The 25,472-nt window shown below is 68.3% G+C and carries 18 protein-coding genes, 1 tRNA gene and 2 rRNA genes; 12 read left to right on the top strand and 9 right to left on the bottom strand.

Annotated elements, in window-relative coordinates; all coding sequences use genetic code 11:
* Positions 1 to 446: 446 nt before the first annotated feature.
* The 7 genes from hpnA to CTJ15_RS07730 all read left to right on the top strand — a co-directional run bounded on the left by hpnA (position 447) and on the right by CTJ15_RS07730 (position 8,498).
* Positions 447 to 1,454 carry a hopanoid-associated sugar epimerase gene (gene hpnA / locus CTJ15_RS07760; RefSeq protein ID WP_019460560.1) on the top strand — a complete coding sequence of 336 codons (1,008 nt, stop codon included), beginning with the start codon at positions 447 to 449 and terminating at the stop codon, positions 1,452 to 1,454.
* Positions 1,455 to 2,669 carry a glycosyltransferase gene (locus CTJ15_RS07755; RefSeq protein WP_075821327.1) on the top strand — a complete coding sequence of 405 codons (1,215 nt, stop codon included), beginning with the start codon at positions 1,455 to 1,457 and terminating at the stop codon, positions 2,667 to 2,669.
* The gene (gene hpnC / locus CTJ15_RS07750; protein ID WP_058389533.1) at positions 2,666 to 3,592 is read left to right on the top strand and encodes a squalene synthase HpnC; all 927 of its coding nucleotides are present in this window, start codon (positions 2,666 to 2,668) and stop codon (positions 3,590 to 3,592) included. Before CTJ15_RS07755 ends, hpnC begins: the two co-directional genes overlap by 4 nt.
* A gap of 16 nt (positions 3,593 to 3,608) precedes the next feature.
* Complete coding sequence (gene hpnD, locus CTJ15_RS07745; protein WP_099782116.1) at positions 3,609 to 4,457, top strand: presqualene diphosphate synthase HpnD; 849 nt, start codon at positions 3,609 to 3,611, stop codon at positions 4,455 to 4,457.
* 50 nt (positions 4,458 to 4,507) lie between these two features.
* Positions 4,508 to 5,740, top strand: a complete 1,233-nt coding sequence (hpnE, locus tag CTJ15_RS07740) for a hydroxysqualene dehydroxylase HpnE (protein ID WP_255414125.1) — start codon at positions 4,508 to 4,510, stop codon at positions 5,738 to 5,740.
* 12 nt (positions 5,741 to 5,752) lie between these two features.
* Positions 5,753 to 7,783, top strand: coding sequence for a squalene--hopene cyclase (gene shc / locus CTJ15_RS07735; RefSeq protein ID WP_216348565.1), 2,031 nt, complete (start codon positions 5,753 to 5,755; stop codon positions 7,781 to 7,783).
* Positions 7,784 to 7,850: 67 nt separating this feature from the next.
* Positions 7,851 to 8,498: a hopanoid-associated phosphorylase gene (locus tag CTJ15_RS07730; protein ID WP_058389531.1), complete on the top strand. Its 648-nt coding sequence runs from the start codon at positions 7,851 to 7,853 to the stop codon at positions 8,496 to 8,498.
* On the opposite strand, the gene hpnH is transcribed toward CTJ15_RS07730, so the two are convergent.
* Complete coding sequence (gene hpnH / locus CTJ15_RS07725) at positions 8,415 to 9,578, bottom strand: adenosyl-hopene transferase HpnH (protein WP_369924167.1); 1,164 nt, start codon at positions 9,576 to 9,578, stop codon at positions 8,415 to 8,417. The genes CTJ15_RS07730 and hpnH overlap by 84 nt on opposite strands.
* Before the next feature lie 568 nt (positions 9,579 to 10,146).
* Here hpnH and CTJ15_RS24295 point away from each other — a divergent pair.
* Positions 10,147 to 10,770: an ABC transporter substrate-binding protein gene (locus CTJ15_RS24295; protein WP_075821330.1), complete on the top strand. Its 624-nt coding sequence runs from the start codon at positions 10,147 to 10,149 to the stop codon at positions 10,768 to 10,770.
* A 36-nt stretch (positions 10,771 to 10,806) separates the two neighbouring features.
* On the opposite strand, the gene CTJ15_RS07715 is transcribed toward CTJ15_RS24295, so the two are convergent.
* On the bottom strand, positions 10,807 to 13,431 hold the full coding sequence (locus CTJ15_RS07715; RefSeq protein WP_193009650.1) for an MMPL family transporter: 2,625 nt from the start codon (positions 13,429 to 13,431) through the stop codon (positions 10,807 to 10,809).
* Positions 13,432 to 13,606: 175 nt separating this feature from the next.
* Here CTJ15_RS07715 and CTJ15_RS07710 point away from each other — a divergent pair, with 175 nt between their 5' ends.
* Together CTJ15_RS07710 and CTJ15_RS07705 are read left to right on the top strand one after the other, a co-directional pair.
* Positions 13,607 to 14,593 carry a ferritin-like domain-containing protein gene (locus CTJ15_RS07710; RefSeq protein WP_226946079.1) on the top strand — a complete coding sequence of 329 codons (987 nt, stop codon included), beginning with the start codon at positions 13,607 to 13,609 and terminating at the stop codon, positions 14,591 to 14,593.
* Positions 14,594 to 14,603: 10 nt separating this feature from the next.
* Complete coding sequence (locus tag CTJ15_RS07705) at positions 14,604 to 15,197, top strand: CDP-alcohol phosphatidyltransferase family protein (protein ID WP_075821332.1); 594 nt, start codon at positions 14,604 to 14,606, stop codon at positions 15,195 to 15,197.
* A gap of 37 nt (positions 15,198 to 15,234) precedes the next feature.
* On the opposite strand, the gene CTJ15_RS07700 is transcribed toward CTJ15_RS07705, so the two are convergent.
* Genes CTJ15_RS07700 through aepX form a run of 4 tightly spaced genes read right to left on the bottom strand, consistent with a single transcriptional unit; the run spans position 15,235 to position 20,161 of the window.
* Positions 15,235 to 16,320, bottom strand: coding sequence for a 2-aminoethylphosphonate--pyruvate transaminase (locus tag CTJ15_RS07700; RefSeq protein WP_099781429.1), 1,086 nt, complete (start codon positions 16,318 to 16,320; stop codon positions 15,235 to 15,237).
* 1 nt (position 16,321) lies between these two features.
* Positions 16,322 to 17,335, bottom strand: coding sequence for a lysylphosphatidylglycerol synthase domain-containing protein (locus tag CTJ15_RS07695; protein WP_075821333.1), 1,014 nt, complete (start codon positions 17,333 to 17,335; stop codon positions 16,322 to 16,324).
* Entirely contained in the window at positions 17,332 to 18,492 is a 1,161-nt protein-coding gene (aepY, locus tag CTJ15_RS07690; RefSeq protein ID WP_075821334.1) for a phosphonopyruvate decarboxylase, read from the bottom strand. Before aepY ends, CTJ15_RS07695 begins: the two co-directional genes overlap by 4 nt.
* A gap of 4 nt (positions 18,493 to 18,496) precedes the next feature.
* The gene (gene aepX / locus CTJ15_RS07685; RefSeq protein WP_099781428.1) at positions 18,497 to 20,161 is read right to left on the bottom strand and encodes a phosphoenolpyruvate mutase; all 1,665 of its coding nucleotides are present in this window, start codon (positions 20,159 to 20,161) and stop codon (positions 18,497 to 18,499) included.
* 43 nt (positions 20,162 to 20,204) lie between these two features.
* Between aepX and CTJ15_RS07680 the strand changes: the two genes are divergently transcribed.
* Together CTJ15_RS07680 and CTJ15_RS07675 are read left to right on the top strand one after the other, a co-directional pair.
* Positions 20,205 to 21,059, top strand: a complete 855-nt coding sequence (locus CTJ15_RS07680; protein WP_226946078.1) for an NTP transferase domain-containing protein — start codon at positions 20,205 to 20,207, stop codon at positions 21,057 to 21,059.
* Positions 21,056 to 21,850: a phytanoyl-CoA dioxygenase family protein gene (locus tag CTJ15_RS07675; protein ID WP_226946077.1), complete on the top strand. Its 795-nt coding sequence runs from the start codon at positions 21,056 to 21,058 to the stop codon at positions 21,848 to 21,850. Before CTJ15_RS07680 ends, CTJ15_RS07675 begins: the two co-directional genes overlap by 4 nt.
* 135 nt (positions 21,851 to 21,985) lie before the next feature.
* Here CTJ15_RS07675 and CTJ15_RS07670 read toward each other — a convergent pair.
* The 3 genes from CTJ15_RS07670 to CTJ15_RS07660 all read right to left on the bottom strand — a co-directional run bounded on the left by CTJ15_RS07670 (position 21,986) and on the right by CTJ15_RS07660 (position 25,213).
* Positions 21,986 to 22,062: transfer RNA gene (locus CTJ15_RS07670), tRNA-Met, on the bottom strand.
* A gap of 69 nt (positions 22,063 to 22,131) precedes the next feature.
* A 5S ribosomal RNA gene (gene rrf, locus CTJ15_RS07665) occupies positions 22,132 to 22,246 on the bottom strand.
* Positions 22,247 to 22,453: 207 nt separating this feature from the next.
* A 23S ribosomal RNA gene (locus CTJ15_RS07660) occupies positions 22,454 to 25,213 on the bottom strand.
* Between the last annotated feature and the right edge of the window lie 259 nt (positions 25,214 to 25,472).

The raw sequence follows: 25,472 nt of genomic DNA, 5'->3' as shown, positions 1-25,472 counted from the left end.
CCGCATGAAAAGCGTTCAGGAAGGGTGAACACTGCGAGCGTCGATGCGCCTTGTGAGACGTCTCATAACACGAGATAAATCTTCACAATAGATAAAACTTCCTGTTATCTCCGGAAGATTACACAAACTCCGGTTTTCATAACGATCTGGCCCGCTTCCGGTACTTTCTCCATCGGACGGCTTGGCATGGCCCGGAAGCACAAGCATGTCGTGCGCGATGCACGCGTCCCGCCATTCCATGGCCTATTTGCCTGTTTTTCCGCCATAATCGCGTCAGGGCCATTTTCATACCCCGCTTATTTGGGCTAACTTGCGCCGGCTTCCCGCCCCGTATCCGGCCAGCCGGCGGGAAGCCCGGGCAGCTCTGGCCCGCCGCAGCACAGGCCGATCCGGAGCTCCCCGAATCGATGGAACAGGCTGGCGATCGGACGGATCAGCCGTCCCCGGTGCCCCTTCGCCCCGGCGACAAGGTCCTGGTCACGGGCGCATCCGGCTTTCTCGGCTCCGCCGTGGCGCGCAGCCTTCTGGCCCGCGGGCTGGAGGTGCGCGCCCTCATCCGTCCCACCAGCCCACGCAGCAACCTGTCGGGCCTGGGCTTCGAGGTGGTGCAGGGTGACCTCACCGATGCCGCATCCCTCGCCGCCGCGCTCAAGGGGATGCGCTACCTCTTCCACGTGGCAGCGGATTACCGGCTCTGGGCGCCCGATCCCTCGGTGATGACGCGCGCCAATGTGGAGGGCACGCGCAACCTGATGCGCGCCGCGCTGAAGGAAGGCGTGGAGCGCATCGTCCATACCAGCAGCGTGGCCACGCTCCGGATCGCCGGGGCCACCGGCCCGGTGGACGAGACCTCCCCTGCCGCGCCGCAAGAGGCGATCGGCGTCTACAAGCGATCCAAGACCTGGGCCGAGAGGGTGGTCGAGGAGATGGTGGCGAAGGAGAATCTCCCCGCTGTCATCGTGAACCCCTCCACCCCGATCGGGCCGCGCGACATCCGCCCGACACCCACGGGGCGCATGATCCTGGATGCGGCGCGCGGCAAGATGCCCGCCTTCGTCGATACGGGGCTGAACTTCGCGCATGTGGACGACATCGCCGCCGGGCACCTGCTGGCCTTCGAGCGCGGGCGGATCGGCGAACGCTATATCCTGGGCGGCGAGAACGTGTCGCTGAAGGAACTCCTTTCGGTGATCGCGGGGCTGACCGGGCGCAAGCCGCCCCGGATCAGCCTGCCGCGCGGCCCGCTCTACCCCCTCGCCTACGGCTTCGAGGCGGTGGCGCGGATCACCGGCAAGGAGCCGCTGCTGACCGTGGATGGCCTGCGCATGTCGCGCTACCGGATGTTCTTCTCCTCCGCCAAGGCGGAACGGGAGCTGGGCTACAGCGCCCGCCCGTACCAGCAGGGCGTGGCCGATGCCCTGGCCTGGTTTCGCGAGGCAGGCTACCTGCACTGAATGCTTCTCACCCTGCTTGCACTCGTGCCCGTGGCGATCTGGCTCGTCATGCTGCTGGCACGCGGCGGCTTCTGGCTGGCCCGCGACCGCGACGATCGGGACGAGGCCCCCGACCCCGCCTCCTGGCCGGCCGTCATCGCCGTAGTCCCCGCCCGCAACGAGGCCGATGTCATCGCCCGCTCGGTCGGCAGCCTGCTGGCGCAGCGCTATCCCGGCCCCTTCCGCGTCATCCTGGTGGATGACGGCAGCACCGACGGCACGGCCGAGGCGGCACGCGCTATCCCCGGTGCCGAGGAGCGGCTGGAGGTTCTGCCCGGCACCCCGCTGCCGCAGGGCTGGACCGGCAAGCTCTGGGCCGTGCGCCAGGGCGTGGCCCATGCCTGCGCCGGGACTGGCGAGGCGCCGCCGGAATACCTGCTGCTGACCGATGCCGATATCGGCCATACGCCGACCAACCTGCGCGCCCTGGTGGCGCGGGCGGAGCGCGACCGCTGCGCCCTGGTCTCGCTGATGGCGGAGCTCTCCTGCGCCAATGCGGCGGAACGCTTCCTGATCCCCGCTTTCGTCTTCTTCTTCCAGATGCTCTATCCCTTCCGCTGGGTCTCCGACGACCGCAACCCGATGGCCGCCGCCGCCGGGGGCTGCATGCTGGTCCGCCGCACGGCGCTGGAGGCCGCCGGGGGCATCGACTCCATCCGGCACGAGATCATCGACGATTGCGCCCTGGGCCGCCGGCTCAAGGCGCAGGGGCCGATCCGCCTCAGCCTGACCTACCGCGCCGCCAGCCTGCGCCCCTATCGCAGCGTGGCCGAGATCGGTCGGATGGTGTCCCGCTCCGCCTATGCGCAGCTCGGCTATTCGCCCTGGCTCCTGGCCGGGACGGTGCTGGGGATGGTTGTGACCTACATGCTGCCGGTGCTGCTGGCGCTTTTCGCGGGCGGCTGGGCGCAGTTCCTGAGCTTCCTGGCCTGGGGGCTGATGGCCCTGGCCTTCCATCCGATGCTCCGCTTCTACCGGCTGTCCCCGCCGGGCGCGGTGCTCTGGGGCCTGGCCCTACCTGCCATCGGCCTCGCCTACACGGTCTTCACGCTGCGTTCCGCGCTCGATGTCCGGCGTGGCCGGGGCGGCATGTGGAAGGGCCGCGCCCAGGCGCAGATGGAAACGGCCGGCCAGGGTTCCGGCACCGGCACAAGCACCGGAGGAGCCCGGCCATGACCCAGGCCGCCGATCTCGCTTCCGGCAAGGGTTCGGGGGACGAGAACTTCCCCGTCGCCTCGCATCTCGTCAGCGCCCGGCACCGTCCGGCCATCCTGGCCTTCTACCGCTTCGCCCGGATCGCCGACGACGTGGCCGACCACCCCACCGCCGCCCCGGCGGAGAAGCTGGAGCAGCTCGCCCGCATGGAGCGCGGGCTGCGGGGCGAGGCAGGCGCCAATCCTGAGGGCGAGGCGCTGCACCGGGTGCTGCGCGAGCGCGGGCTGGACGAGCAGCACCCGCTGGATCTGCTGGAAGCCTTTCGCCGCGATGTGACCCGGCTCCGCTACGCGGACTGGGCGGAGCTGATGGACTATTGCCGCTATTCCGCCTCGCCGGTCGGGCGCTTCGTGCTGGACGTGCATGGTGAGAGCCGGGCCCTGTGGCCGCGCAACGACGCCCTGTGCAGCGCCCTGCAGATGATCAACCACCTGCAGGACTGCGCCAAGGACCGCCGGAACCTGGACCGGGTCTACCTGCCGCGGGACCTGCTGGAACGCGCCGGGATCGGGGTGGAGGCGCTGGACGCTCCTGCCGCCAGCCCCGCCCTGCGTGGCGTGATCGCCACGCTGGCGGAGAAAACCGCCGGATTGCTGGACGCCTCACGCGCTTTTTCGACACAGATCCAGGATCTGCGTCTCTCTGTGGAAGTAGGAGTGATCCAGAAACTGGCGGAAAGCCTGACGATTCGGCTGCTCCGGCGCGATCCCCTGGCGGAGCGCGTGCATCACCGGCGTGCCGAGGCCCTGGGCCTCGCCCTGCTGGGAGCGGCCGGAACGCTGGGCACCCGCTGGGGCTGGCCCTCCCGGAGAGGCACACGGCCGGCTATGGCATCACCCGATGGGGCCGGCGGAACGGAGAAGGAGGCGCGACGGCGGGAATGACGAGGTGACAGCCGCCGTGAGCACAACCGACGACCTGGCCGCGCTGGAGCGGCAGGTTTCCGGCAGTTCCTTCTATGCCGCCATGCGCCTGCTGCCGAAGCCGGAACGGGCGGGCATGTTCGCCATCTACGCCTTCTGCCGGCAGGTGGACGACATCGCCGATGACGGCACGCGCCCCCGCCCCTCCCGCGCTGCGGAACTGGAGGAGTGGCGGCGCGACCTCGCCGCCCTCTTCGCCGGCCGGCCGGCCGGGCGCGCGGCCTTCCTGCACGGGACGGTGCGCCGCTACGGGCTGCGGCTGGAGGATTTCCTGGCTGTCGTCGAAGGCATGGCGATGGATGTCGCGGGCGATATCCGCGCCCCGGACCGCGCCACCCTGAACCTCTACTGCGACCGCGTGGCCTGCGCGGTGGGGCGCCTGTCCTGCCGCGTCTTCGGCATGGAGGAAGCGCCCGGCCTCGCCCTGTCGCACAGCCTCGGCATGGCGCTGCAGCTGACCAACATCCTGCGCGACCTGGATGAGGACGCCGCGATCGGGCGGCTCTACCTGCCGCGCGAGGAGCTGGCCGCCGCCGGCATTCCGGCCAGCCTCATGGACGACCCGGCGGCGGTGATCGCCGACCCGCGTGTGGACATCGCCTGCCATGCCCTCGCCCACGAGGCCCAGGCCCATTTCGCCGGGGCGGAACGGGTCATGCGGGCCCGGCCCCGTGGCCGGCTGATGGCGCCGCTCCTGATGGGGGCGGTGTACCGCCGCATCCTGGACAGGATGCTGGCCCAGGGCTGGCGCGCGCCGCGCCGGAGGGTGCGGATCGGCAAGCCGCGCCTGCTCTGGATCGTGGCGCGGCACGGGCTGTTCGGATGAGCGGACCGGGCGTGACAGGTCGGGCGCGGGACCATCTAGGACGGGCCCATGTGGTGGGGGCCGGGATGGCCGGGCTCTCGGCGGCGGTGGCGCTGGCCGGGCGGGGCCTGCCGGTGGAGTTGTCGGAATCGGCCGCGCAGGCCGGGGGGCGTTGCCGCTCCTATCGCGACAGCCAGCTCGGCCTGGTGATCGACAACGGCAACCATCTCATCCTGTCCGGCAATGAATCCGTGACCCGCTATCTCGCCGCCATCGGGGCGGAGGACCGGCTGGCCGGGCCGGAAACGGCCGATTTCGCCTTCACCGACCTGCGCGACGGGGACTCCTGGCGGCTGCGGCCGAATGACGGTCCCCTGCCCTGGTGGATCCTCAGCCCCTCCCGCCGCGTGCCCGGCACCGGGGCGGCGGGCTACCTCGCCCTTGGCAAGCTGCTGCGCCCGCATCCCGGCAAGCGGATCGACGAGGTGCTGGACTGCTCCGGCCCGCTCTGGGAACGCCTGCTCCAGCCCTTCCTGGTCGCCGCCCTGAACACCCGCCCGCAGGAAGGCTCGGCCGACCTCGCCGGCGCCGTGGTGCGGGACAGCCTGGCCCGGGGCGGTGGCGCCTGCCGCCCGCGCATCGCCGAGCCGACCCTGGCCGCCGCCTTCGTGGACCCGGCCCTGGCGCATCTGGGCCGCCAGGGCACCGGGATCCGCCTGTCCCGCCGGCTGCGCGGGCTGGAATTCGAGGGCGAGCGCGTCTCCGCCCTGGCCTTCGCCGATGGCCTCGTGCCGGTCGGGCGGGACGAGGCCGTGGTGCTGGCCGTGCCGCCCTGGGTGGCCACGGAACTGGTGCCGGGGCTGGAGGCGCCGGACGATTTCCGCGCCATCCTGAACGCGCATTTCCGCCTCGCCCCGCCGGAAGGCGCGGAGCCGATGATCGGCGTGGTCGGCGGCACGGCAGAATGGATCTTCGCCTTCCACGACCGCTTCTCCGTCACCATCAGCAATGCCGATGCGCTGCTGGACGCCGATCCGGAGGCGCTGGCCCGGCGCATCTGGGGCGACATCGTGCGCGTGCATGGACTTACCGATGCCCTCCCCCCCTGGCGCATCGTGAAGGAGAAGCGCGCCACCTTCGCCGCCACGCCCGCGCAGGACGCAAGGCGGCCATCCACCCACACCCGCTGGACGAACCTGTTCCTGGCAGGCGATTGGACCGATACCGGACTTCCTTCCACCATCGAGGGCGCCTTGCGCTCCGGAGAGAGGGCTGCCGCTCTGGCCCTCTCCATCATGAACTGAGGCTGCTGCGAAATGTTCGACGCACCGGCTGGTGTACCGCAGGACAACACCGACGACATCGCTTCCCTGGCTTCGCACCCTGCGGCCCCGCATCCCGCGGCTGGGGAACCGGTCAGCGCGGCCACGCTCGATGCGATGGTCGGGCGTGCCGCGCAGGCACTCAAGGAGATGCAGCGCGAGGACGGGCACTGGGTCTTCGAGCTGGAGGCCGACGCCACCATCCCCGCCGAGTACGTCCTGCTGCGCCATCATCTGGCGGAGCCGGAGGACCTGGAGCTGGAGCGGCGCATCGGCAACTACCTGCGCCGCATCCAGGGCGATCATGGCGGCTGGCCGCTGTTTCATGGCGGCGCCTTCGACATCAGCGCGACGGTGAAGGCCTATTTCTGCCTGAAGATGATCGGCGACAGCCCCGACGCGCCGCACATGGCGCGGGCGCGCGAGGCTCTGCTGGCCCGTGGCGGCGCGGGCGCCGCCAATGTCTTCACCCGCATCCTGCTCGCCATGTACGGCGAGATCTCCTGGAGCCGCGTGCCCTCCATGCCGGTGGAGATGGTGCTGCTGCCGCGCTGGTTCCCGATCCACCTGAGCAAGATGGCCTACTGGGCGCGCACGGTGATCGTGCCGCTGCTGGTGCTGCAGGCGAAGAAGGCCCGCGCCCGCAACCCGCGCGGCATCCATATCCCCGAGCTCTTCCTGCCCCGCGACCGCATGCGGCTGCGGCGGGCGAAGACGCATCGGAAGCCGGGCTGGGCGCTGTTCTTCAACAGCCTCGACCTCGGCCTCAAGGCCGCCGAGCCGCTCTGGCCCAGGGGCTCGCGCCAGCGCGCCATCGACTGGTGCGTGAACTTCGTGCGCGAGCGGCTCAACGGCGAGGACGGGCTGGGCGCGATCTATCCGGCCATGGCCAACAGCGTGATGATGTACGACGTGCTCGGCTATCCGGAGGATCATCCGGACCGCGCCATCGCCCGTGCCTCGGTCGAGAAGCTGCTGATCGTCGGCGAGGACGAGGCCTATTGCCAGCCCTGCGTCTCCCCGGTCTGGGACACCGCGCTGACCTGCCACGCGCTGATGGAGGCGGGCGAGCTGGAGCATGCCGAGGCGGTGGAGAAGGGCCTGGCCTGGCTGAAGCCGCTGCAGGAGCTGGAGGTGCGCGGCGACTGGGCCGAGATCCGCCCCGACGTGCGCCCCGGCGGCTGGGCCTTCCAGTACCGCAACGCGCACTACCCCGATCTCGACGATACGGCCGTGGTGGTGATGGCGATGGACCGCGCCCGCCGCAGGCTGGACCCGGGCGAGGATTTCGACGAAGCCATCGCGCGCGGCGCGGAATGGACCATCGGGCTGCAAAGCCGCAACGGCGGCTGGGGCGCTTTCGACGCCGACAACAGCTACCATTACCTGAACAACGTCCCCTTCGCCGATCACGGCGCGCTGCTCGACCCGCCGACCGTGGATGTCAGCGCGCGCTGCGTGGCGATGCTGGCACAGCTCGGCGAGACCGAGGCGAACCCACGGATGCGAGCCGCGCTGGACTATATCGTGCGCGAGCAGGAGGCCGACGGAAGCTGGTTCGGCCGCTGGGGCGTCAACTACATCTACGGCACCTGGTCGGCTCTGTGCGGGCTGAACGCGGCGGGCTGGACATCGGAGCATCCGACCGTGTGGCGCGGTGCGCAATGGCTGCTGCGCATCCAGAACGAGGATGGCGGCTGGGGCGAGGACTGCGAAAGCTACAAGCTCGACTACCGCGGCTATGAGAAGGCGCCGTCCAACCCTTGCCAGACCGCCTGGGCGCTGCTCGGGCTGATGGCGGCGGGCCATGTGGACGATCCCGCCGTGGCGCGCGGCGTCGCCTACCTCAAGTCGCAGCAGGACGAGACGGGGCTGTGGAACCAGGAGGCCTATACGGGCGGCGGCTTCCCGCGCGTCTTCTACCTCCGCTACCACGGCTATGCGCGCTTCTTTCCGCTCTGGGCCGTGGCGCGCTACCGCAACCTGCGCAAGGGCAACGCGACCCAGCCTTCCTGGGGCCTCTGAGCCACCCGTGACCTCGATCCCCCCGATACTCCTCGCCGCGACGGGCTTGCGGCGGGAAGCCCGGATCGTGTCCGGTCCCGGTATCCTCGCCATCTCCGGCGGCGGCGACGCCACGCGGCTGGAGGCGGAGCTGGAGCGGCTGGCACCCCAGGTGCGCGGCATCCTGAGCACCGGCCTGGCCGGCGCCCTCGCCCCGGGGCTGGAACCGGGCGACTGGGTGGTGGCCGGCGCGGTGCTCGACGGCCACAGCCGCATCCCCACCCATCCGGAATGGACGGAATGGCTGCTGCACTACCTGCCTGGCGCCATGCCAGGGCTGGTGGCGGGGTCGGAGGAGATGGTCACCGGCGCGCGCTGGAAGGCCCAATTGCGCAAGGCCTCTGGCGCCGTGGCGGTGGACATGGAATCGCATATCGCGGGGCGTGTGGCACAGCGGCATGGGCTGCCTTTCGCCGTGGCTCGCGCGATCTCGGATTCCGCGAAGCGCAACCTGCCCCCGGCCGCGATGCTGGGCATGCGGCCGGACGGGCGCATGGCGCCGCTCGCCGTGCTGGGTTCGGTGCTGCGCGACCCGCTTCAGATCCCGGCGCTGCTGCGCACCGGGATCGAGGCGGAGAAGGCGTTCCGCGCTCTACTCCGCGGCAATCGTCGCCTGGGCGCCGGGCTTGGTGCTCCCGCCGTGCTTGGCGCTCTTCGTACGGCGGATCTCCACTAGCTTCTTCTCCACATGGCCGGAGAAGACGAACTGCGCCGGACGCTGGTTCTCGATCGAGATATCGGGCGCCATCGGCCCGTCCGTCCGCACGCCGCGCAGGAAGACCATCGCCGCCTTCACCGGGTTCTGCACCGTGTGCTTCACCGCCGAGGCCTCGAAGCCTGAATGGACCATGCAGTCGGCGCACTTCTCGTAGTTGCCGACGCCGTACTTGTCCCACTCCGTGTCGTCCATCAGCTCCCGGAAGGTCTTCGCATAGCCTTCGCCGAGCAGGTAGCAGGGCTTCTGCCAGCCGAAGACCGTGCGCGTCGGGTTGCCCCAGGGCGTGCAGGCATAGGCCTCGTTGCCGGCCAGGAAGTTCAGGAACATGGTGGACTGGCTGAAGGGCCACTTCTTGCCGCCCTTGCCCCGCGCCAGGATGCCGCGGAATAGCTCCTTGGTCTTGGTGCGGTTCAGGAAGTGCTGCTGGTCCGGCGCGCGCTCATAGGCATAGCCCGGGGAGACGGTGATGCCGTCCAGCCCGATCGCCTTCATGTCGTCGAAGAAGTCGGCGGTCTGCTGCGGGTCGGCGTCGTTGAACAGCGTGCAGTTGATGCTGACGCGGAAGCCCTTGCTCTTCGCGAGCCTGATGGCCGCGACAGCCTTGTCATAGACGCCCGCCTGGCAGACCGACTTGTCGTGCATCGCCTCGTTGCCATCCAGGTGGATGGACCAGGTGAAGGCGGGATGCGGCTTGTAGTCGTCGATCTTCTTTTCCAGCAGAAGTGCGTTCGTGCAGAGGATCACGAACTTCTTCCTCGCCAGATAGCCCTCGACGATCTTCGGCATCTCCTTGTGCAGCAGCGGCTCGCCGCCCGCGATCGAGACGACGGGGGCGCCGCATTCGTCGATCGCCTCCATGCACTCGTCGTAGGAGAGACGCTGGTTCAGGATCTCCGACGGATAGTCGATCTTGCCGCAGCCCGCGCAGGCGAGGTTGCAACGGAACAGGGGCTCCAGCATGAGCACGAGCGGATAGCGCTTCCGCCCCGAAAGGTGCTGCCTGAAAATATAGGACCCGATCCGGGCCGCCTGCAGCATGGGAATGCCCAAAGCCGCGCTCCTTGCTGTCTCTCACGGCCGCCGCGTCGGGCGGCCAGGTTCCATCTCAACATGCCGCCGGGCACCCGGCCCGGACGGATCTCCCGGCAGACCAAGCCGTTCGGGCGATCCATCCTGGGCCATCCTCCTCCGGAACGGCTTCCGGCACGATCCGGCGGGCAGCTCCGGGCCCGGTCGCCCGGACCCGTTCACGGCCAGGATTCGCGAGCTTCCTCCGTCTCCTAGCACGCATGGCCGGACCGCACGCCCGCACAGGCCGCACATCGGCCCTGCCCTCCGCACCAAGGCCGAGTTCCGGGGTTCCAGACCGTACCGGTCGGGTTCATCCTTCCTGATTGGAGCCGCAAGTGCAGGGCAACAAGCCGGTGAGCCCCTTCTTCCGTCAGGATTGTGGCTGATCCGCCACAGCCCGGACCACCCCGCCGCCACAGACGACCGGAAACCGGATAGGGGCACGGAGGCCCGCCCACGCAGCTTTGTACCGGGCCACCGCGCGCCGCCCACCGGCCAGGCTTGCCAAGCGGCGGCGCGCCGGGGAAACACAGGCATGCCCATTTCCCGCCGGCAGGGGCTCCTCGCGGCCGTCCTGCTTCCCGCCCTCGCCCCGGTTGCCATGCCCCGGCCCGCCATGGCCCAGGCCGCCGATCCCGCCGCGGCGCAGATCGAGCGGCTGCATGCCACGTTGCTCGACGTGATGAAGCGGGCGCAGGCGCTGGGCATCCAGGGCCGCTACCAGCAGCTCGCCCCGGTGGTGCAGGCGGTCTTCGACATTCCGGCCATGTCCCGCTTCGCCGTGGGGTCCCGCTGGACCTCCTTCACCCCGCAGGAACAGCAGGCGGTCATCCAGGCCTTCACCCGGATGACCGTCGCCAGCTACGCCAGCAACTTCGATGGCTACAGCGGCCAGGGCTTCGAGACCCAGCGGGTCGAGGACCGGGGCGACGAGAAGATCGTGGTGAGCCGGCTGCTGAACCCCTCGGGGAAGCCGGTGGACCTCACCTACCGCATGCACCAGGCGGACGGGGCCTGGCGCATCACCGACGTGCTGCACGATTCGATCAGCGAGCTGAGCATCCGCCGTTCGGAATTCGCCGCCCCCGTCCGCCAGGGCGCGGCGACCCTGGTGCAAAGGCTGAACGAGCTCAGCGACCGGCTGATGAAGCCAGCTTGAGGCGCCGCACCTGAGGCACGGGGCGCCGGGCGGCGGTCAGCGCTTCCCGGCCGCCGGCCTCGCCAGCAGTACCGGCTGCAGCAGCAGGATCACCAGCAGCACGCAGGCGAGCGAGATCATCAGCAGCCGCCCCATGCTGGCCGTGCCCGGATGGGTGGAGAGCCAGAGGCTGCCGAAGCCCGTCGCCGTGGTCAGGGCGCTGAAGACGATGGCGCGGGTCAGGCTGCTGGACAGCAGCGCCGTCTCCCCATGTCGCCAGGCCATCACGTAGTAGATGTTGAAGGCCACGCCGATGCCGAAGAGCAGCGGCAGGGCGATGATGTTGGCGAAGTTCAGCGCCTCCCCCAGCACCACGCAGGCGCCCAGGGTCAGCAGGCCGCTGGCGATCACCGGCAGGATGGTCAGCAGCACGTCCCGCAGCCGCCGCAGCACCAGGGCCAGCAGCAGGGTGATGACGATGGCCGAAAGCACCCCGGCCTGGAGGAAGGCGCGGACGATGCTGTCCCCGGCCTCCTGCAGCGAGATCGGCGCGCCGGTGGCCTGGGGCGCCACCGCCTGCACCGCGGCGGCGAAGCGGCGCAGCGCCTCGTTGCTGCTGGTGCCACCCTGGGGAAAGACCTGCACCCGCGCCCGCCCGTCCGCCGCGACCCAGTCGGCCCGCAGCTCCGGCGGCAGGGTTTCCGCCGTCACCGGCCCGGCCGAGAGCATGTCGCGGATCTGGGCCAGCAGGACGCGCAGAGGGGTGATTACCGCCTCCGAGGCCCGCGCCCGCACCTCCGGTGCAGCGGCGGCCAGGCGCTCCAGCGCCGAAGCGAGGCCCCGTGCCGCCTCCGCCCCCGAATCATGCGCCTCCCCCGCCGCGCGGCGCAGCCCGGCCGCCGTCGCGCGGAAGCTCTCCACCACCTCGGCATCGCTGGGTGGCGGGCGGCCCGTCACCGGGTCCAGGGTCAGGGAAAGAAGGTCGGCCGCGTCGTGGATGGCGGCCAGCTTCTCCTCCTGCTGGCCGGGCACGAAGCTGTCCAGGGTGACGACCTGGGCCACCTCGGGCAGCGGCGCGATGCGCTTCGCCAGCGCGTCGGCATCGGCCAGAGAGGGCATCAGCACGTCGACCGTATAGGGAGAGCGGTCGGGGTCCTTCATCAGGTCCTCGATCGTCGAGACGGACTCCACCTTCTCGCTGCGCAGGTGCAGCGGGTTGAAGTCGAAGTCCAGCCGCGGCATCAGCGCCACCGATCCCAGGACCAGCAGCACCGCGGCGCCGATCACCCCCCGGTGGTGGCGGTGCAGCCAGGTCTCGACCGGGACCAGGGCGGCAAAGCCGACCTCCCGCGCCTCGCCCGCCGGGCGCAGCAGGGCCAGGAGGGCCGGCAGCAGGGTGATGCTGAGCACGAAGGCCACCACCATCCCCACCCCGGCGATGGCCCCGAGCTCGGAAACGCCGATATAGCTGGTGGGCAGGAAGGCGAAGAAGCCCGCCGCGATGGCCGCCGCCGCCAGGGCCAGAGAGCCGCCTACGCCATTCCCGGCCGCCACCAGCGCATCGCCCAGCGCCGGGTGGCGCAGGCGCTCCGCCCGGGCGCGGACCGACACCTGGATGCCGAAATCCACCCCCAGCCCCACGAAGAGCGGGATGAAGGCGACCGAGATCAGGTTGAAGCGCCCGATCACCAGCAGCCCCGCCCCGGCCGTCAGCACCAGGCCCAGGATGGTGCTGAACAGGATGGCCAGGGTGAAGCGCCAGGACCGCACGGCGAGCCAGACCATGGCGACGAGGCAGACGACCATGGCGATGCCCATCAGCGAGGCGCCTTCCGCCAGGGTGGCGAATTCCTCGTCCGAGAGCGGCACGCTGCCGGTCAGGCGCACGCTCACGCCATGGGCCGCGTCCAGCCCCAGCCCGCGCGCCGCCTCGCGGATCGCGGCGCTGGCCCGGGCGCCGGGCTCCAGCGAGCCGTAGTCGAGCTTCGCCTGGACCAGGATGAACTTGCGCGTTTCCCGCACCCCGGCCGGCCGGTCGGAGAAGAGGTTGCGCCAGGAGAAGAAGCCTGGCCCGCCCTCCGCCACGGCACCGAAGCTGGTGGCCAGGGCCACCAGCGGCCGGCGGATGTCTTCCAGCTTCGCCTGCCCGCGCTCCACCCCCAGCAGCACCGTGTCCAGTGCCCCCATCACCCCGCGCAGGCTGGGATCGGCGGCCAGTGGCCCCAGGAAAGGCTGGGCCTGGATCAGCTGGTCGGTATTGGCCTGCACCTCGGGCAGCGGCAGCAGCATCAGCCCATAGCGGGCGAAGAAGGGGCCGCCATCGGGGTGGCGGACGCTGCGGAACAGGTCCTCGCGGCCCTTCAGCCGGTCATAGAGCCGCGCCGCCCCCAGTTCCGCCAGTTCCGGCGTGGCCCCGTCCAGCACCACCACCGTCATGTCCTGGTTCTGCGGAAAGGCGGCGTTGAGCGCGATCTCCCGCTGGCGGTAGGGTAGTTCGGGCGAGATCAGCTCCGCCGTGTCCGTGGTCATGGCGAAGTGCCGGGCGCTGTACACCCCGGCGGCCGCCGTCAGCAGCAGGGCCAGCAGCAGGACCCACCAGGCATGGCGGCAGCAGGCGCCGACGATCCGCCCGGTGAGCGAGTCCGGCGCGGCGGCGGGCGGGTTGTGGGGCGGCTGGGCCATGCAGTCCGGCATCCTCTGGCATGGCCCGCGAGAGCCGGTGGCGGCCGTCCGATCCTGGCGCGGCGGGTGGGGCAGCGCCCGGGGATGGCGGCGTCGTGACATTGCATCCCGGCCGGGCGGTGGCTAAGCAAGGAAGCCGGTCGGGGGTTGCCCGGCGCTATCATCGGTGTTGCCCATGTCGTCAAGACCCGTGCCGCCCGGAGCGTTCGACGGCAATGCCGAGCATCCGGCCGAATGGGACGTCCCGCTCAACAGCATGATCGTGGCCGCGGCCGACCGGACGGCCCGGTACTGGACCTTCGGCAAGCCCGGCCGCATCCGCATCGGCAGCCACGACCACATGATCATGTTCGCGCGGATGCTGCTGGAGACGCACAACCCCTACAAGCCGCGCGTGCTGGACTGGCCGAAGCTGGACCCGGAGGCGCATGCCCGCCTCACCGGCCTGCCGATCTGGGACATCGCCGTGCAGACGGAGGGACGCGCCTCGCTGCGCGTGCTCGACTACGCCGCCACCATCGAGGACCCGCTGCTCAAGGACGCGATGGTCATGGATGGCAACGAGGAGGCGCGCCACAAGGTGGTGCTGTCCAACCTCGTCGAGGCCTATGGTGTGGTGCTGGAGCCGGAGCCGGAATACACCGGCTTCAAGGACACCGAATGGGGCTGGATGCGCACGGGCTACAGCGAGTGCATCGATAGCTTCTTCGCCTTCGGCCTGTTCGAGGCCGCGCGCCGCTCCGGCTTCTTCCCGCCCGACCTGGTGGAGACCTTCGAGCCGGTGATCCAGGAGGAGAGCCGGCACATCCTCTTCTTCGCCAATTGGGCGGCCTGGAAGCGCAGGCAGCAGCCCTGGTGGCGCAAGCCGTATTTCCTGGCCAAGACCGCCGCCGTCTGGGCGGTGCTGGTCTGGGACCGGCTGGTGATGGCCCGCGACATGAGCGGCGCCTCCAAGGACACGAACTTCACCGCCAATTCCCAGTCCATCGGCGTCAGCATGAGCGCGGCGGAGCTGATCGACATCTGCCTCGCCGAGAACGACCGGCGGCTGGGCGGCTACGATCCCCGCCTGCTGCGGCCAACGACGGTTCCCTTCGTCATCCGGATCGCGCGCCGCTTCATGCGCGGCCCGAAGCAAAAGGAAGCGGCTCAGGCCGCCTGAGACCCTCCCCGTGAGCCACGACACCATCATCCACCGCATCGTCCGGCCGGCAGTACGGCGAGTCGCGCTGACCGGCGTGACCCCCAACCAGATCACCACGCTGCGCCTGCTGGGCGGCATCGCCGCCGCCCTGGCCTTCGCCGGCCCCGCGCCCTGGCCCGCCATCGGCGGCGGGATCTTCCTGTTCTCCATGCTGCTCGACCGGGCGGATGGCGAGTTGGCGCGGCAGACCCGGCAGTTCAGCGCGGGCGGCCACCGCTATGACCTGATCAGCGACTGCTTGTCGGGCATCATCGCCTTCATCGGCATCGGCGTGGGGCTGATGCCCATCCTGGATCTCACCGGGCCACTGCTGGGCGTGGTGGCCGGCCTCGGCATCGGGGCGCTGTTCTGGCAGCTCAACGTGCTGAAGCTGGGCGAACTGCGCGGCTATCAGATCGCCCCGGGCCTGACCGTCGATCCCGACGATGCCATGGTCTTCGTGCCCGTGCTGGTCTGGCTCGGCCTGTCCGAACCGATGCTCTGGGCCGCCGCGGTCATCACGCCGCTGGCCGCGCTCTGGCTGGGCCTGACGGGGCGGCGACGGGACCGGATCGCCTCCTGACCTCCGCGCCCGGGCGGTCTCCGCACCCGTTTTCCGGCTAGGCAGAGGCCCGGACCTCCTCCACGGCGGCGAGGAGCCGCTCGAAATCCTCCTGCCCCAGCGCGCCGATGCAGCCGATGCGGAAGCTCTCCGCCTGGGTCAGCTTGCCCGGGTAGATCAGGAATCCCCGTTCCGCCAGCGCGTCGTAGAAGCGCCGGAAACCGAAGCCCTCCGGCGAGCGGAAGGTGGCGATGATGGGCGCCTGCACCGCCTCGTCGAGGTAGAGGTCGAAGCCCATGCGGCGCATCCCGGCCAGCAGCACCCGCAGGTTGTTCGCGTAGCGAGCCCGGCGCGCCTCGGGGCCACCCTCGGCCTCCAGCAGCCGCAGCGCCTCGACCAGCGCCGCCACCACCTGCACCGGCGGGGTGAAACGCCACTGGCCATTGCTCTCGAAGCCGCGCCACTGCGCCTCCAGGTCCAGGCTGACCGAGGGGCTGTTGCCCTTACGCGCTGCCAGCATTTCCTCACGCACCAGGGCGAAGCCGATCCCCGGCACGCCCTCCAGGCATTTGTTCGAGGAAGCCAGCACCGCCGCTACAGGCTGGGTGGCGAGGTCGACCGGCAGGGCGCCGAAGCTGCTCATCGCGTCCAGCAGCAGGTGCCGCCCCGCCCCCGCTACGGCGGCGGCGATCTCCGGCAGGGGGTTCAGGATGCCGGTGGTGGTCTCGCAATGGACCAGGGCGACATGGGTGACGGCGGGATCGCCCCGCAGCGCCTCGGCGACGCGGGCGGGCTCCACCACCCGGTCCTCCGGCCAGCTCAGCGCCTCCACCTGCTGCCCCATGCGACGGGCGATGGTCACCATGCGTTCGCCATAGGCGCCGTTGCAGAGGACCAGCAGCTTGTCCCCCGGCGCGATCAGCGTGGCGATCGCAGCCTCGACGATGAAGGTGCCGGAGCCCTGAAGGGGCACCGCGGCATGGCTCCCCTGCCCCTTCGCGACATCCAGCAGCCGCTGCCGCAGCTCCGCCGTCAGGGCGATGAAGCCCGGATCGCGCGAGCCCCAGTCGCGCAGCATGGCCTGCCGCGTCCTGAGCTGCGTGGTCAGGGGCCCCGGAGTCAGGAGGATCGGTTCCGGTGCCATGTCAGTGCTTCCCCATTCCCGGTTTCGCCATGCCCACCAGAGCGGGTTTGCCGAGGTGCGGCCCGGAGGCGTCCAGGCGCCATGCGACCAGCCCCGGCAGGCCCAGGGCGATGTCGCGCAAGCGGCGGACCAGCGCCAGGGCGAGCGCCTGATCGGCCGGGATGCCGAAGAGGCCGCAGAGCAGGACATAGCCGCCCTCCTGCACCCCCAGCGCGCCGGGGATGAAGAAGCCGGCGCTGCGGACCGCCTGGGCCAAGCTCTCGATCACCATGGCCTCGGCAAAGCTGGCCTCGATGCCCAGCAGCCACATGGCCGCCCAGGTCTCCACCACGCCGATCAGCCAGGAGGCCAGATGCCCCGCACCGCTGCGCCAGAGATGGGAGGGCTGGCGGTAGAGGCGCAGCACCGCCTCGTTCAGCCCGGTCATGTCGCCGAGCGAGGCCCAGCCGGCCCGGGCGGCGAAGCGCGGCAGCAGCTTCTCCACCAGCCGGAACAGGCCGAAACGCTGCGCCAGCATGAAGGCGACAGTCAGGCCGCCGCCCAGCAGCGTGGCCGCGATCAACCAATGCGTTACCGTATCGCCGCCCTCATGCGGGATCAGCAGCAGCACGGCCACGCCCATCAGCGAGAAGACGATCTGCGAGGCCATCTCCGTGGCAAGGTCCACGGCGATGCTGGCCACCACCCGGATGCGCCCGACGCCCCGGCGGAGCAGGAGCTGCGCCCGCGCCAGCTCGCCCGCCACCTGCACGAAGGGCAGCATGGCATTGGCGGATTCCCGCACCCAGCGCAGCTTGGTGAGGGTGAGCAGCCCCGGCCTGCGCGAGTCCTCGATCAGCGGCTGCCAGCCCAGGGCGGAGCAGAAGATCTGCGGCACGTGCAGCGCCGCCACCAGCAGCAGGCCCCAGCCCGTCTGGAGCAGCAGCGCCAGGATCTGGGCCGGGTCGCTGGTGAGGATCAGGGTCAGGAAGGCGGCGAGGCCGATGACGAGGCTGAGGGCGGTGGACCAGATCACGCGGCAGGTGCCCCCGCGGGCGGGCGGGCGAGGAAGGCGCGGAAGCGCCGCGCCACCTCCGGCGGCCTGACCGTGGGCCGGCCCAGCTTCTCCATGGAGCCGGGCGCGATCCTGGCATGGATCAGCGCCGGGCCGCGCGTGGCCAGGGCCTCGCGGAAGGCGGCCTCGAACCCGTTCAGCGAGGCACAGACGGCGGCGCTGCGATAGCCGCAGGCCAGCGCGACGCCGGCGAAGTCCACCGAGGCGGAGACCGTCGCCTGCCCGCCGGTCGAGTCGTGAACGCCGTTGTCGAGGATGACGTGGATCAGCCGCTCCGGCGCGTGGGCGCCGATCGTGGCGAGGCTGCCGAGCTTCATCAGCGCCGCGCCGTCGCCATCCAGCACCACCACGGGGCGCGGGCTGTTCAGGGCGATGCCCAGCCCCATGCCGCTGGCCCCGCCCATGGAGCCGACCTGATAGAGGTGCTGTTCCCGGTCCGCGAGGGTGAAGAGCTCTCGTCCACATTTGCCGGTGGTGGCGACCACCGCCGCCTCCTCCGGCACGATGGCGAGGAAGCGCTCCAGCACGGCGGCGCGCGCGGGGCGCCCGCCCTCACCCGGATGGTCGGTGCGCCGGCCCGGCGGCGGCAGGGGCCGGGGCGCCTGGTCCAGCGGGCTGTCGGTGACATCGCCCTTGCGCATGACGAAGGCATAGGGGAGCCCGGTCGCCTCCATTCGCGCGGCCGCCTGCGCCAGGGCCGGCGCCAGGGCGACGGGCCCGCCCGGGAAAGGCGCCTGTTCCAGCCGCATCAGGGCGATCAGGTCCTGGGTGATCTGGCCCATCAGCTCGTGCTGCGGCTCGTCCGGGATGCCCGGTTCCCCACGCCAAGTAGTGACGAAGAGGGTCGGGATGCGGAAGGGATGGTTCAGCGAGGTCAGCGGGTTCACCGCGTTCCCCAGACCCGAGTTCTGGCACATCACCACCGTCCGCCGTCCCGCCAGCCAGGCACCGGCGGCGATGGCCACGGCCTCCCCCTCGCTGGCCGCGCCAACATAGGCGAGGCCCGGCGCGGACAGCACGCCGTTGATCAGCGGGGTCAGGAAGGAACAGGGCACGCCCGTATAGAAGTCGAAGCCGGCTTTGCCGGCTTCGTGGAGGAACTCCGATGCTGTGATCATGGTCTCAGGTGAAGTTTCGGGCCTCGGCGAGGTCGGTCAGCGTGTCCACGTCGAGCCAGTGGCCGGTGAAGTACTTCACCCGCACCGGATGCTTCGCGGCGAGGCGCGTCAGCAACAGCGGCATGTCACCGCCCTCCAATAGACCCTCGGCCGCCATGGCGTCGAGTTCCTCCCGCAGCCATTGGGCGCCACGGGCGCTGAAGCGGGCGAGGCCGATCCATTCGCCACAGCTTTCCTCGGAAGCCGAGCCGCCATGCGTCATGGAGACGAGATGCGCCGGCGCGTCGTCGAGATAGTCGCCGGAGAAGCGCTTGTCGGCCACCACGCCGTCGCGCTTGTTCGGGCGGGTGCCGTCCTGCGTCTTGTCCAGCGCATCCACCGCCACGACGATGTCGGCGGAGGAGGAGAGCAGGCTGTCCAGGATGTAGCGGCGGAACAGCACGTCGCCATAGGCGATCACCGTCTCGCCCTGGAGCGCCTCGCGCGCCTGGGCCAGCGACCAGGTTTCTCCCGTTTCGGCGTAGCGATCGTTGTCGATCATCTGCACGCCGGACATCACGACCGCTTCCTTGCGGTATCCACGCACCACCGATACGTCGCGGACGCCGCTCTCGCGCAGCGCGCCGACCAGGCGTTGCAACAGCGACTGGCCGCGCACATCGACCATGCATTTCGGCTGGTCCGCGGTGAGGCCACCGAGTTCGCCGCCCGAGGCGGCCAGCACCACCGCGCCCGCCGCGGCCCGGGACGGGAGGTAGCGCTTCTCGGCCTCCTCCAGCTCGGCATTGCCGGCGAGGCGGAAGATGTCCTTCACCGAGGCAACGCTGCCCTCGACGCGCATCAGCGACTCATCCTCGTGGATGCGTGCCGCCGTCTCGCGCATCGCCGTGATCGAGGCGCGCAGCAGGTGGTTGGCCCAGATGATGGTGGAGATGCCAGCCTGGCGGAACAGGTCCGTCGGCGTCGCATAGTACATGGTCGGCACGATCACGAGCGGGCAGCGGTTGCCCCAGCGTTCCGCGAAGGTGAAGATCTCGTCGGCCTTCGCCTTCTTGGAATGGATCAGGATCGCATCGGCCCCGGCCGCGTGATAGCGCTCGGCCCGGTGCAGCGCCTCCTCCATGCTATGGCCGGAGATCAGCGCTTCGACACGCGCGACGAGGACGAAGTCGTCATCCGTCTGGCTGTCCTTGCCCGCCTTGATGCGGCCGCAGAACTCGTCGATGTCGGCGAGCGGCTGCGCCTCCCCGATGAACGAGTTGGTCTTCGGGAAGAGCTTGTCCTCGATGCACACGCCGGCAATGCCGCGCTCGCAGAGCTTGCGCACGAAGCGGCGGACATTGTTGAAGTTGCCATGGCCCGTGTCGCCGTCCACCAGGATCGGCAGCGTCGTCGCATCAGCCATGTATTCCAGCACGTCGAGCACCTGGGTCCAGGACGCCTCGTTGCTGTCGCGCAGGCCGAGTGCGGCGGAGGTCGTGAGTCCGGAGGCCCAGACGCCGCGGAAGCCGGCCTCCTCGACGATCTTCGCGGAGAGGCCGTCATGGGCCTCCATCAGGAAGGAAAGGGTCGGCGAGGTGATTTCCCGGCGCAGGGCCGCAAAGCGGCTCTCCTTTCGCCGCGACAGGTCCGGGCGCGGCGAGGCGAGCTGATCCAGATCACTTCTCAAAGCTTGGTTCCCCAATAACCGGGACAGGTGCGCCAAGACACCGTTGGCCGGTCTTGTCTACATCGAACTGTCATCCTTATCGTTCAATGGGCCGGAAGCCAGAAACGGAAACCTTGATTTGTCGTCATATCTTGCTGCGCCGCAATGTTCTGCTGTCGCGATCATCCTGGCCGCGGGTGTCGGGCGCCGCCTGGGCGGTGCCGATGACAGGCCCAAGGTCCTGCTGGAATTCGGCGGCCTGACCCTGCTCGCGCGGCATCTGGCGGCGCTGGAGGCGCATGGCATCCAACGGGTGGCGATCACCATCGGCTATCAAGCAGATCTGATCCGGGAAGAGGTCGCACGCCTCGGCTGGCAGGACCGGGTGCGCTTTGTCGAGAACCGGGATTTCCGTCAGGGCAGCCTCGTGTCGCTGTCCGTGCAGGCCGAAACGCTGCGTGAGGGTGTTCCAGTGCTGCTGATGGATGGCGATGTCCTCTACGATCCCGCCATGCTTGGCCGTCTGCTGCGTGCCCCGGGCGAGAACCTGCTGCTGGTGGACCGGGAGATCGAGCCGGGGGACGAGCCGGTGAAAATCTGTTTCCGCGATGGGCTGATCGTGGATTTCCGCAAAAAGCCGGAACGCGTGCATGACTGGCATGGCGAGTCCGTGGGCTTTTTCCGCTTCTCTCCGGAGATGGCGGGGCTTCTGGCGGCGCGTTGCGAGGACTATCTTCAGCGCGGGGAAAGGCAGGTCGAGTACGAGGAGGCGATCCGTGACCTGATCCTGGCCGGACCGGCGCGTTTCCAGGCCGTGGAGATCAGTGACTTGTCCTGGACCGAGATCGACTTTCCCGAAGACGTTGTCCGCGCGGAGAACGTGATCCTCCCACATCTTCAGGTTGCGAGCCCAGCATGAACGAGACTTTGAGGCTTTCCGTTCCGGCGGAGGCAGGTCCCCTCTCCACGGATGACGTGGCGCATTATGCGCGGACCGGTTGGGTCGCGGCACGCGGCTTCTACAGCCCGGAGGAAGCGCAGGCGATCTCGCGCTGGACGAACGAACTGGTTGCCGCTCCCGAAGTTCCGGGGCGCCACATGGTCTATCGCGAGGACAGCCTGTTGCGCAGTGGCGAGCGCGTGATCCAACGCATCGAGAACTTCTGCCCCTTCCACCAGGGGTTCAAGGATCTCGTCCGCGACAGCCGTCTGGAAGCGGCCGTGGCGCAGTTGATGGGCGGGCCGGTGACGCTCTTCAAGGACAAGATTAACTTCAAGATGCCGGGCGGCGCGGGGTTCGAACCGCATCAGGACCAGCAGGCGGGCTGGTCGGTCTATGCGCCGATCTTCGTTACCGCGCTGGTCTGCATCGATCGCGCCACAGAGGAGAACGGCTGTCTGCAGATGACCGATGCACCGCGCCTGGCCGGATTGATCGGTGAGGAATGGAAGCCATTGAGCACCGAACAAATGGCGCAGTTCAAGCTGATTTCGGTACCGACAGAGCCAGGCGATGTGTTGTTCTTCGACAGCTATGCTCCCCATGCCTCGGAACCGAACATGACGGCTGCGGCGCGGCGGATCCTGTACCTGACCTACAACCTGCTTTCGGACGGCGACCATTGCGGCAGGTACTTCGCGGACAAGCGGGCGAGCTTTCCGCCGGATGTCGAACGCAAGCCGGGTAAGAACTACAAGTTCCGGGTGTAAGAGGACGGTTCGTGATCCTGGAGCGTCTCTTCAGGATCATGAAGGCAAAGCTGGAACACGGCATACTTCTTTTGTCCACCCTGCTGGGTGCGCGTGCGGGGGTATGTTGCGTGCTTGTGTGTGGGGGGGGGTGTTTGGATGCGGGGACAGGATTTGAACCTGTGACCTTCAGGTTATGAGCCTGACGAGCTACCGGGCTGCTCCACCCCGCGCTGGGTGATGGTGTGATGGTGACGTGGGCGGCGATCGGGTCGGGGGGTGTGGGAGGTTCCCATCGGGCGGCCTGGCGGCGACCGACTCTCCCGCGTCTTGAGACGCAGTACCATGGGCGCTGAGGCGTTTCACGGCCGAGTTCGGGATGGGATCGGGTGTGGCAGCCTCGCTAGGGCCACCAGGCCACCGGATGGGAACCTTGGATTTGTATGTACCGACCTGATGCTGTTGGGTGATGGGAGGATCTGTGCCGGGCGGCCCTGTTGTGTGTGGGCATGCGGCGCTGGGAGGGCGATGTGTGTTCGGGTGTGATGTGTGTGTGTGTGTGAGCGGGTGCGCTTTGGTGCTGCGCGCGGTGTCCCTTGTTGGGGGGACTGCGGCGGCGGGGGAGTGATGGAGTTCGATCGGGCGATTAGGACCGCTCGGCTGCATGCATTGCTGCACTTCCACCTGCGGCCTATCGACGTGGTGGTCTTCCACGGCCCTTGGGGAGACCTGGTTTTGAGGCTGGTTTCCCGCTTAGATGCCTTCAGCGGTTATCCGTTCCGTACTTAGCTACCCGGCGATGCTCCTGGCGGAACAACCGGTGCACCAGAGGTACGTCCATCCCGGTCCTCTCGTACTAGGGACAGATCCTCGCAAGTCTCCAACACCCATGGCAGATAGGGACCGAACTGTCTCACGACGTTCTAAACCCAGCTCACGTACCGCTTTAATCGGCGAACAGCCGAACCCTTGGGACCTGCTCCAGCCCCGGGATGCGATGAGCCGACATCGAGGTGCCAAACCTCCCCGTCGATGTGGACTCTTGGGGGAGATCAGCCTGTTATCCCTAGAGTACCTTTTATCCGTTGAGCGATGGCCCTTCCACGCGGGACCACCGGATCACTAAGGCCGACTTTCGTCTCTGCTCGCGCTGTCGCGCTCGCAGTCAGGCGGGCTTATGCCTTTGCACTCAACAGCCGATGTCCGACCGGCCTGAGCCCACCATCGCGCGCCTCCGTTACACTTTGGGAGGCGACCGCCCCAGTCAAACTGCCCACCACGCAGGGTCCTGGCCCGGGCTGACCGGGCTCAGTGAGATGCCAGAAAGAAACAGGGTGGTATTTCAAGGTTGCCTCCACCTGAGCTAGCGCCCGGGTTTCGATGGCTCCCACCTATCCTACACAGTTCCTTCCTGGCACCACTGCGAAGCTGCAGTAAAGGTTCATAGGGTCTTTCCGTCTGACCACGGGTACCCCGCATCTTCACGGGGAATTCAATTTCGCTGAGTCTATGCTGGAGACAGTGGGGAAGTCGTTACACCATTCGTGCAGGTCGGAACTTACCCGACAAGGAATTTCGCTACCTTAGGACCGTTATAGTTACGGCCGCCGTTTACCGGGGCTTCGGTTCGATGCTTGCACATCTCCCCTTGACCTTCCGGCACCGGGCAGGTGTCAGACCCTATACGTCATCTCTCGATTTCGCAGAGCCCTGTGTTTTTACTAAACAGTCGCTACCCCCTGGTCTGTGCCACCCCACCTTGCTTGCGCAAGAAGGGGTCTCGCTTATCCCGAAGTTACGCGAGTAATTTGCCTAGTTCCTTCAGCATAGTTCTCTCAAGCGCCTCGGTATTCTCAACCAGTCCACCTGTGTCGGTTTCGGGTACGGTCTTTATCGACAGCGCTGTTTCCTGGGCTGCTCTGGCTGCCGCCCCAATCCGATAAGGGGCAACAACGCTTTGCAGCCGTCACGTCTGTCAGGCCCAGGAATATTCACCTGGTTCCCATCGACTACGGCTTTCGCCCTCGCCTTAGGGGCCGGCTCACCCTGCGCGGATTGACCTTGCGCAGGAACCCTTGGACTTTCGGCGACAGGGGTTCTCACCCTGTTTATCGCTACTCATGTCCGCATTCGCACTTCCGATACCTCCAGCAGCCCTCACGGGTCTGCCTTCGCAGGCCTACGGAACGCTCCGCTACCACGCATGCTTGCGCATGCATCCACAGCTTCGGCACGTGGCTTGAGCCCCGTTACATTTTCGCCGCAAGACAGCTATTAGACCAGTGAGCTATTACGCTTTCTTTAAAGGATGGCTGCTTCTAAGCCAACCTCCTGGTTGTTTTGGCCGTCTCACATGCTTTCCCACTTAGCCACGATTTGGGGGCCTTAGCTGGTGGTCTGGGCTGTTTCCCTCTCGACAATGGACCTTAGCACCCACTGTCTGTCTGCCGTCCTGTACTCTTCGGCATTCGGAGTTCGGTAGGGTTTGGTAGGGCTTTGGGCCCCCCTAGCCCTTCCGGTGCTCTACCTCCGAAGGTAATCGGACGACGATCTACCTCAATAGATTTCGCGGAGAACCAGCTATTTCCGAGTTTGATTGGCCTTTCACCCCTAGCCACAGCTCATCCCCGACTTTTTCAACAGGCGTGGGTTCGGCCCTCCAGTGGGTGTTACCCCACCTTCAGCCTGGCCATGGCTAGATCACTCGGTTTCGGGTCTTCTGCCGGCAACTCAAGCGCCCTTATCAGACTCGCTTTCGCTGCGCCTACACCTCTCGGCTTAAGCTTGCTGCCAACAGAAACTCGCGGACCCATTATACAAAAGGTACGCCGTCACACCTCCCATGATTGAACATTGGGGTGCTCCGACTGCTTGTAGGCGCTCGGTTTCAGGTCTCTTTCACTCCCCTCGTCGGGGTGCTTTTCACCTTTCCCTCACGGTACTTGTGCACTATCGGTCGCCAAGGAGTATTTAGGCTTGGAGGGTGGTCCCCCCACGTTCAGACAGGGTTTCACGTGCCCCGCCCTACTCGAGGATCCTGCAAGACACTACGCCTACGGGGCTATCACCCGCTCTGGCCGGCCTTTCGAGACCGTTCGGCTTCTTCTTGCACAATCACTGGCCTGCTCCGCTTTCGCTCGCCACTACTCGCGGAATCTCTGTTGATGTCTTTTCCTCCGGGTACTGAGATGTTTCAGTTCCCCGGGTTTGCCTCCGGCACCTATGAATTCAGTGCAGGATCTCCCATACGGGAGGGGTTTCCCCATTCGGACATCCGCGGATCAACGATCGCTCGCATCTCCCCGCGGCTTTTCGCAGCGTGCCACGTCCTTCATCGCCTCTTGGCGCCAAGGCATCCACCGAACGCCCTTCTGTCACTCTATCTCTCTCCCGCCGCCGCCCGCGCGCAGAACCAAGGCGCACCGGTCAGGCAGCGAGCGTGTCACCGAGGCACTCGCTCAGTCACTCACACTCATTCACTCGATAACTTGCTCTCTCAGGCACGTCGCCTTCCAGACAGTCCGTGCGGCATCCTGGCAGCCCAAAGGCTGCCGCCACACTTCCTGGCCTCTTCGACGTGCCAGATCCTATTCACCCTGTAAAAGAACACCGCTCCCCGTCCCGCCCCCTGCCGGGCCGCCTT

The organism is Roseomonas sp. FDAARGOS_362, from assembly GCF_002754815.1.
GTDB classification, from domain to species: domain Bacteria; phylum Pseudomonadota; class Alphaproteobacteria; order Acetobacterales; family Acetobacteraceae; genus Roseomonas; species Roseomonas mucosa.
This window is presented reverse-complemented; position numbering and strand designations above follow the sequence as displayed.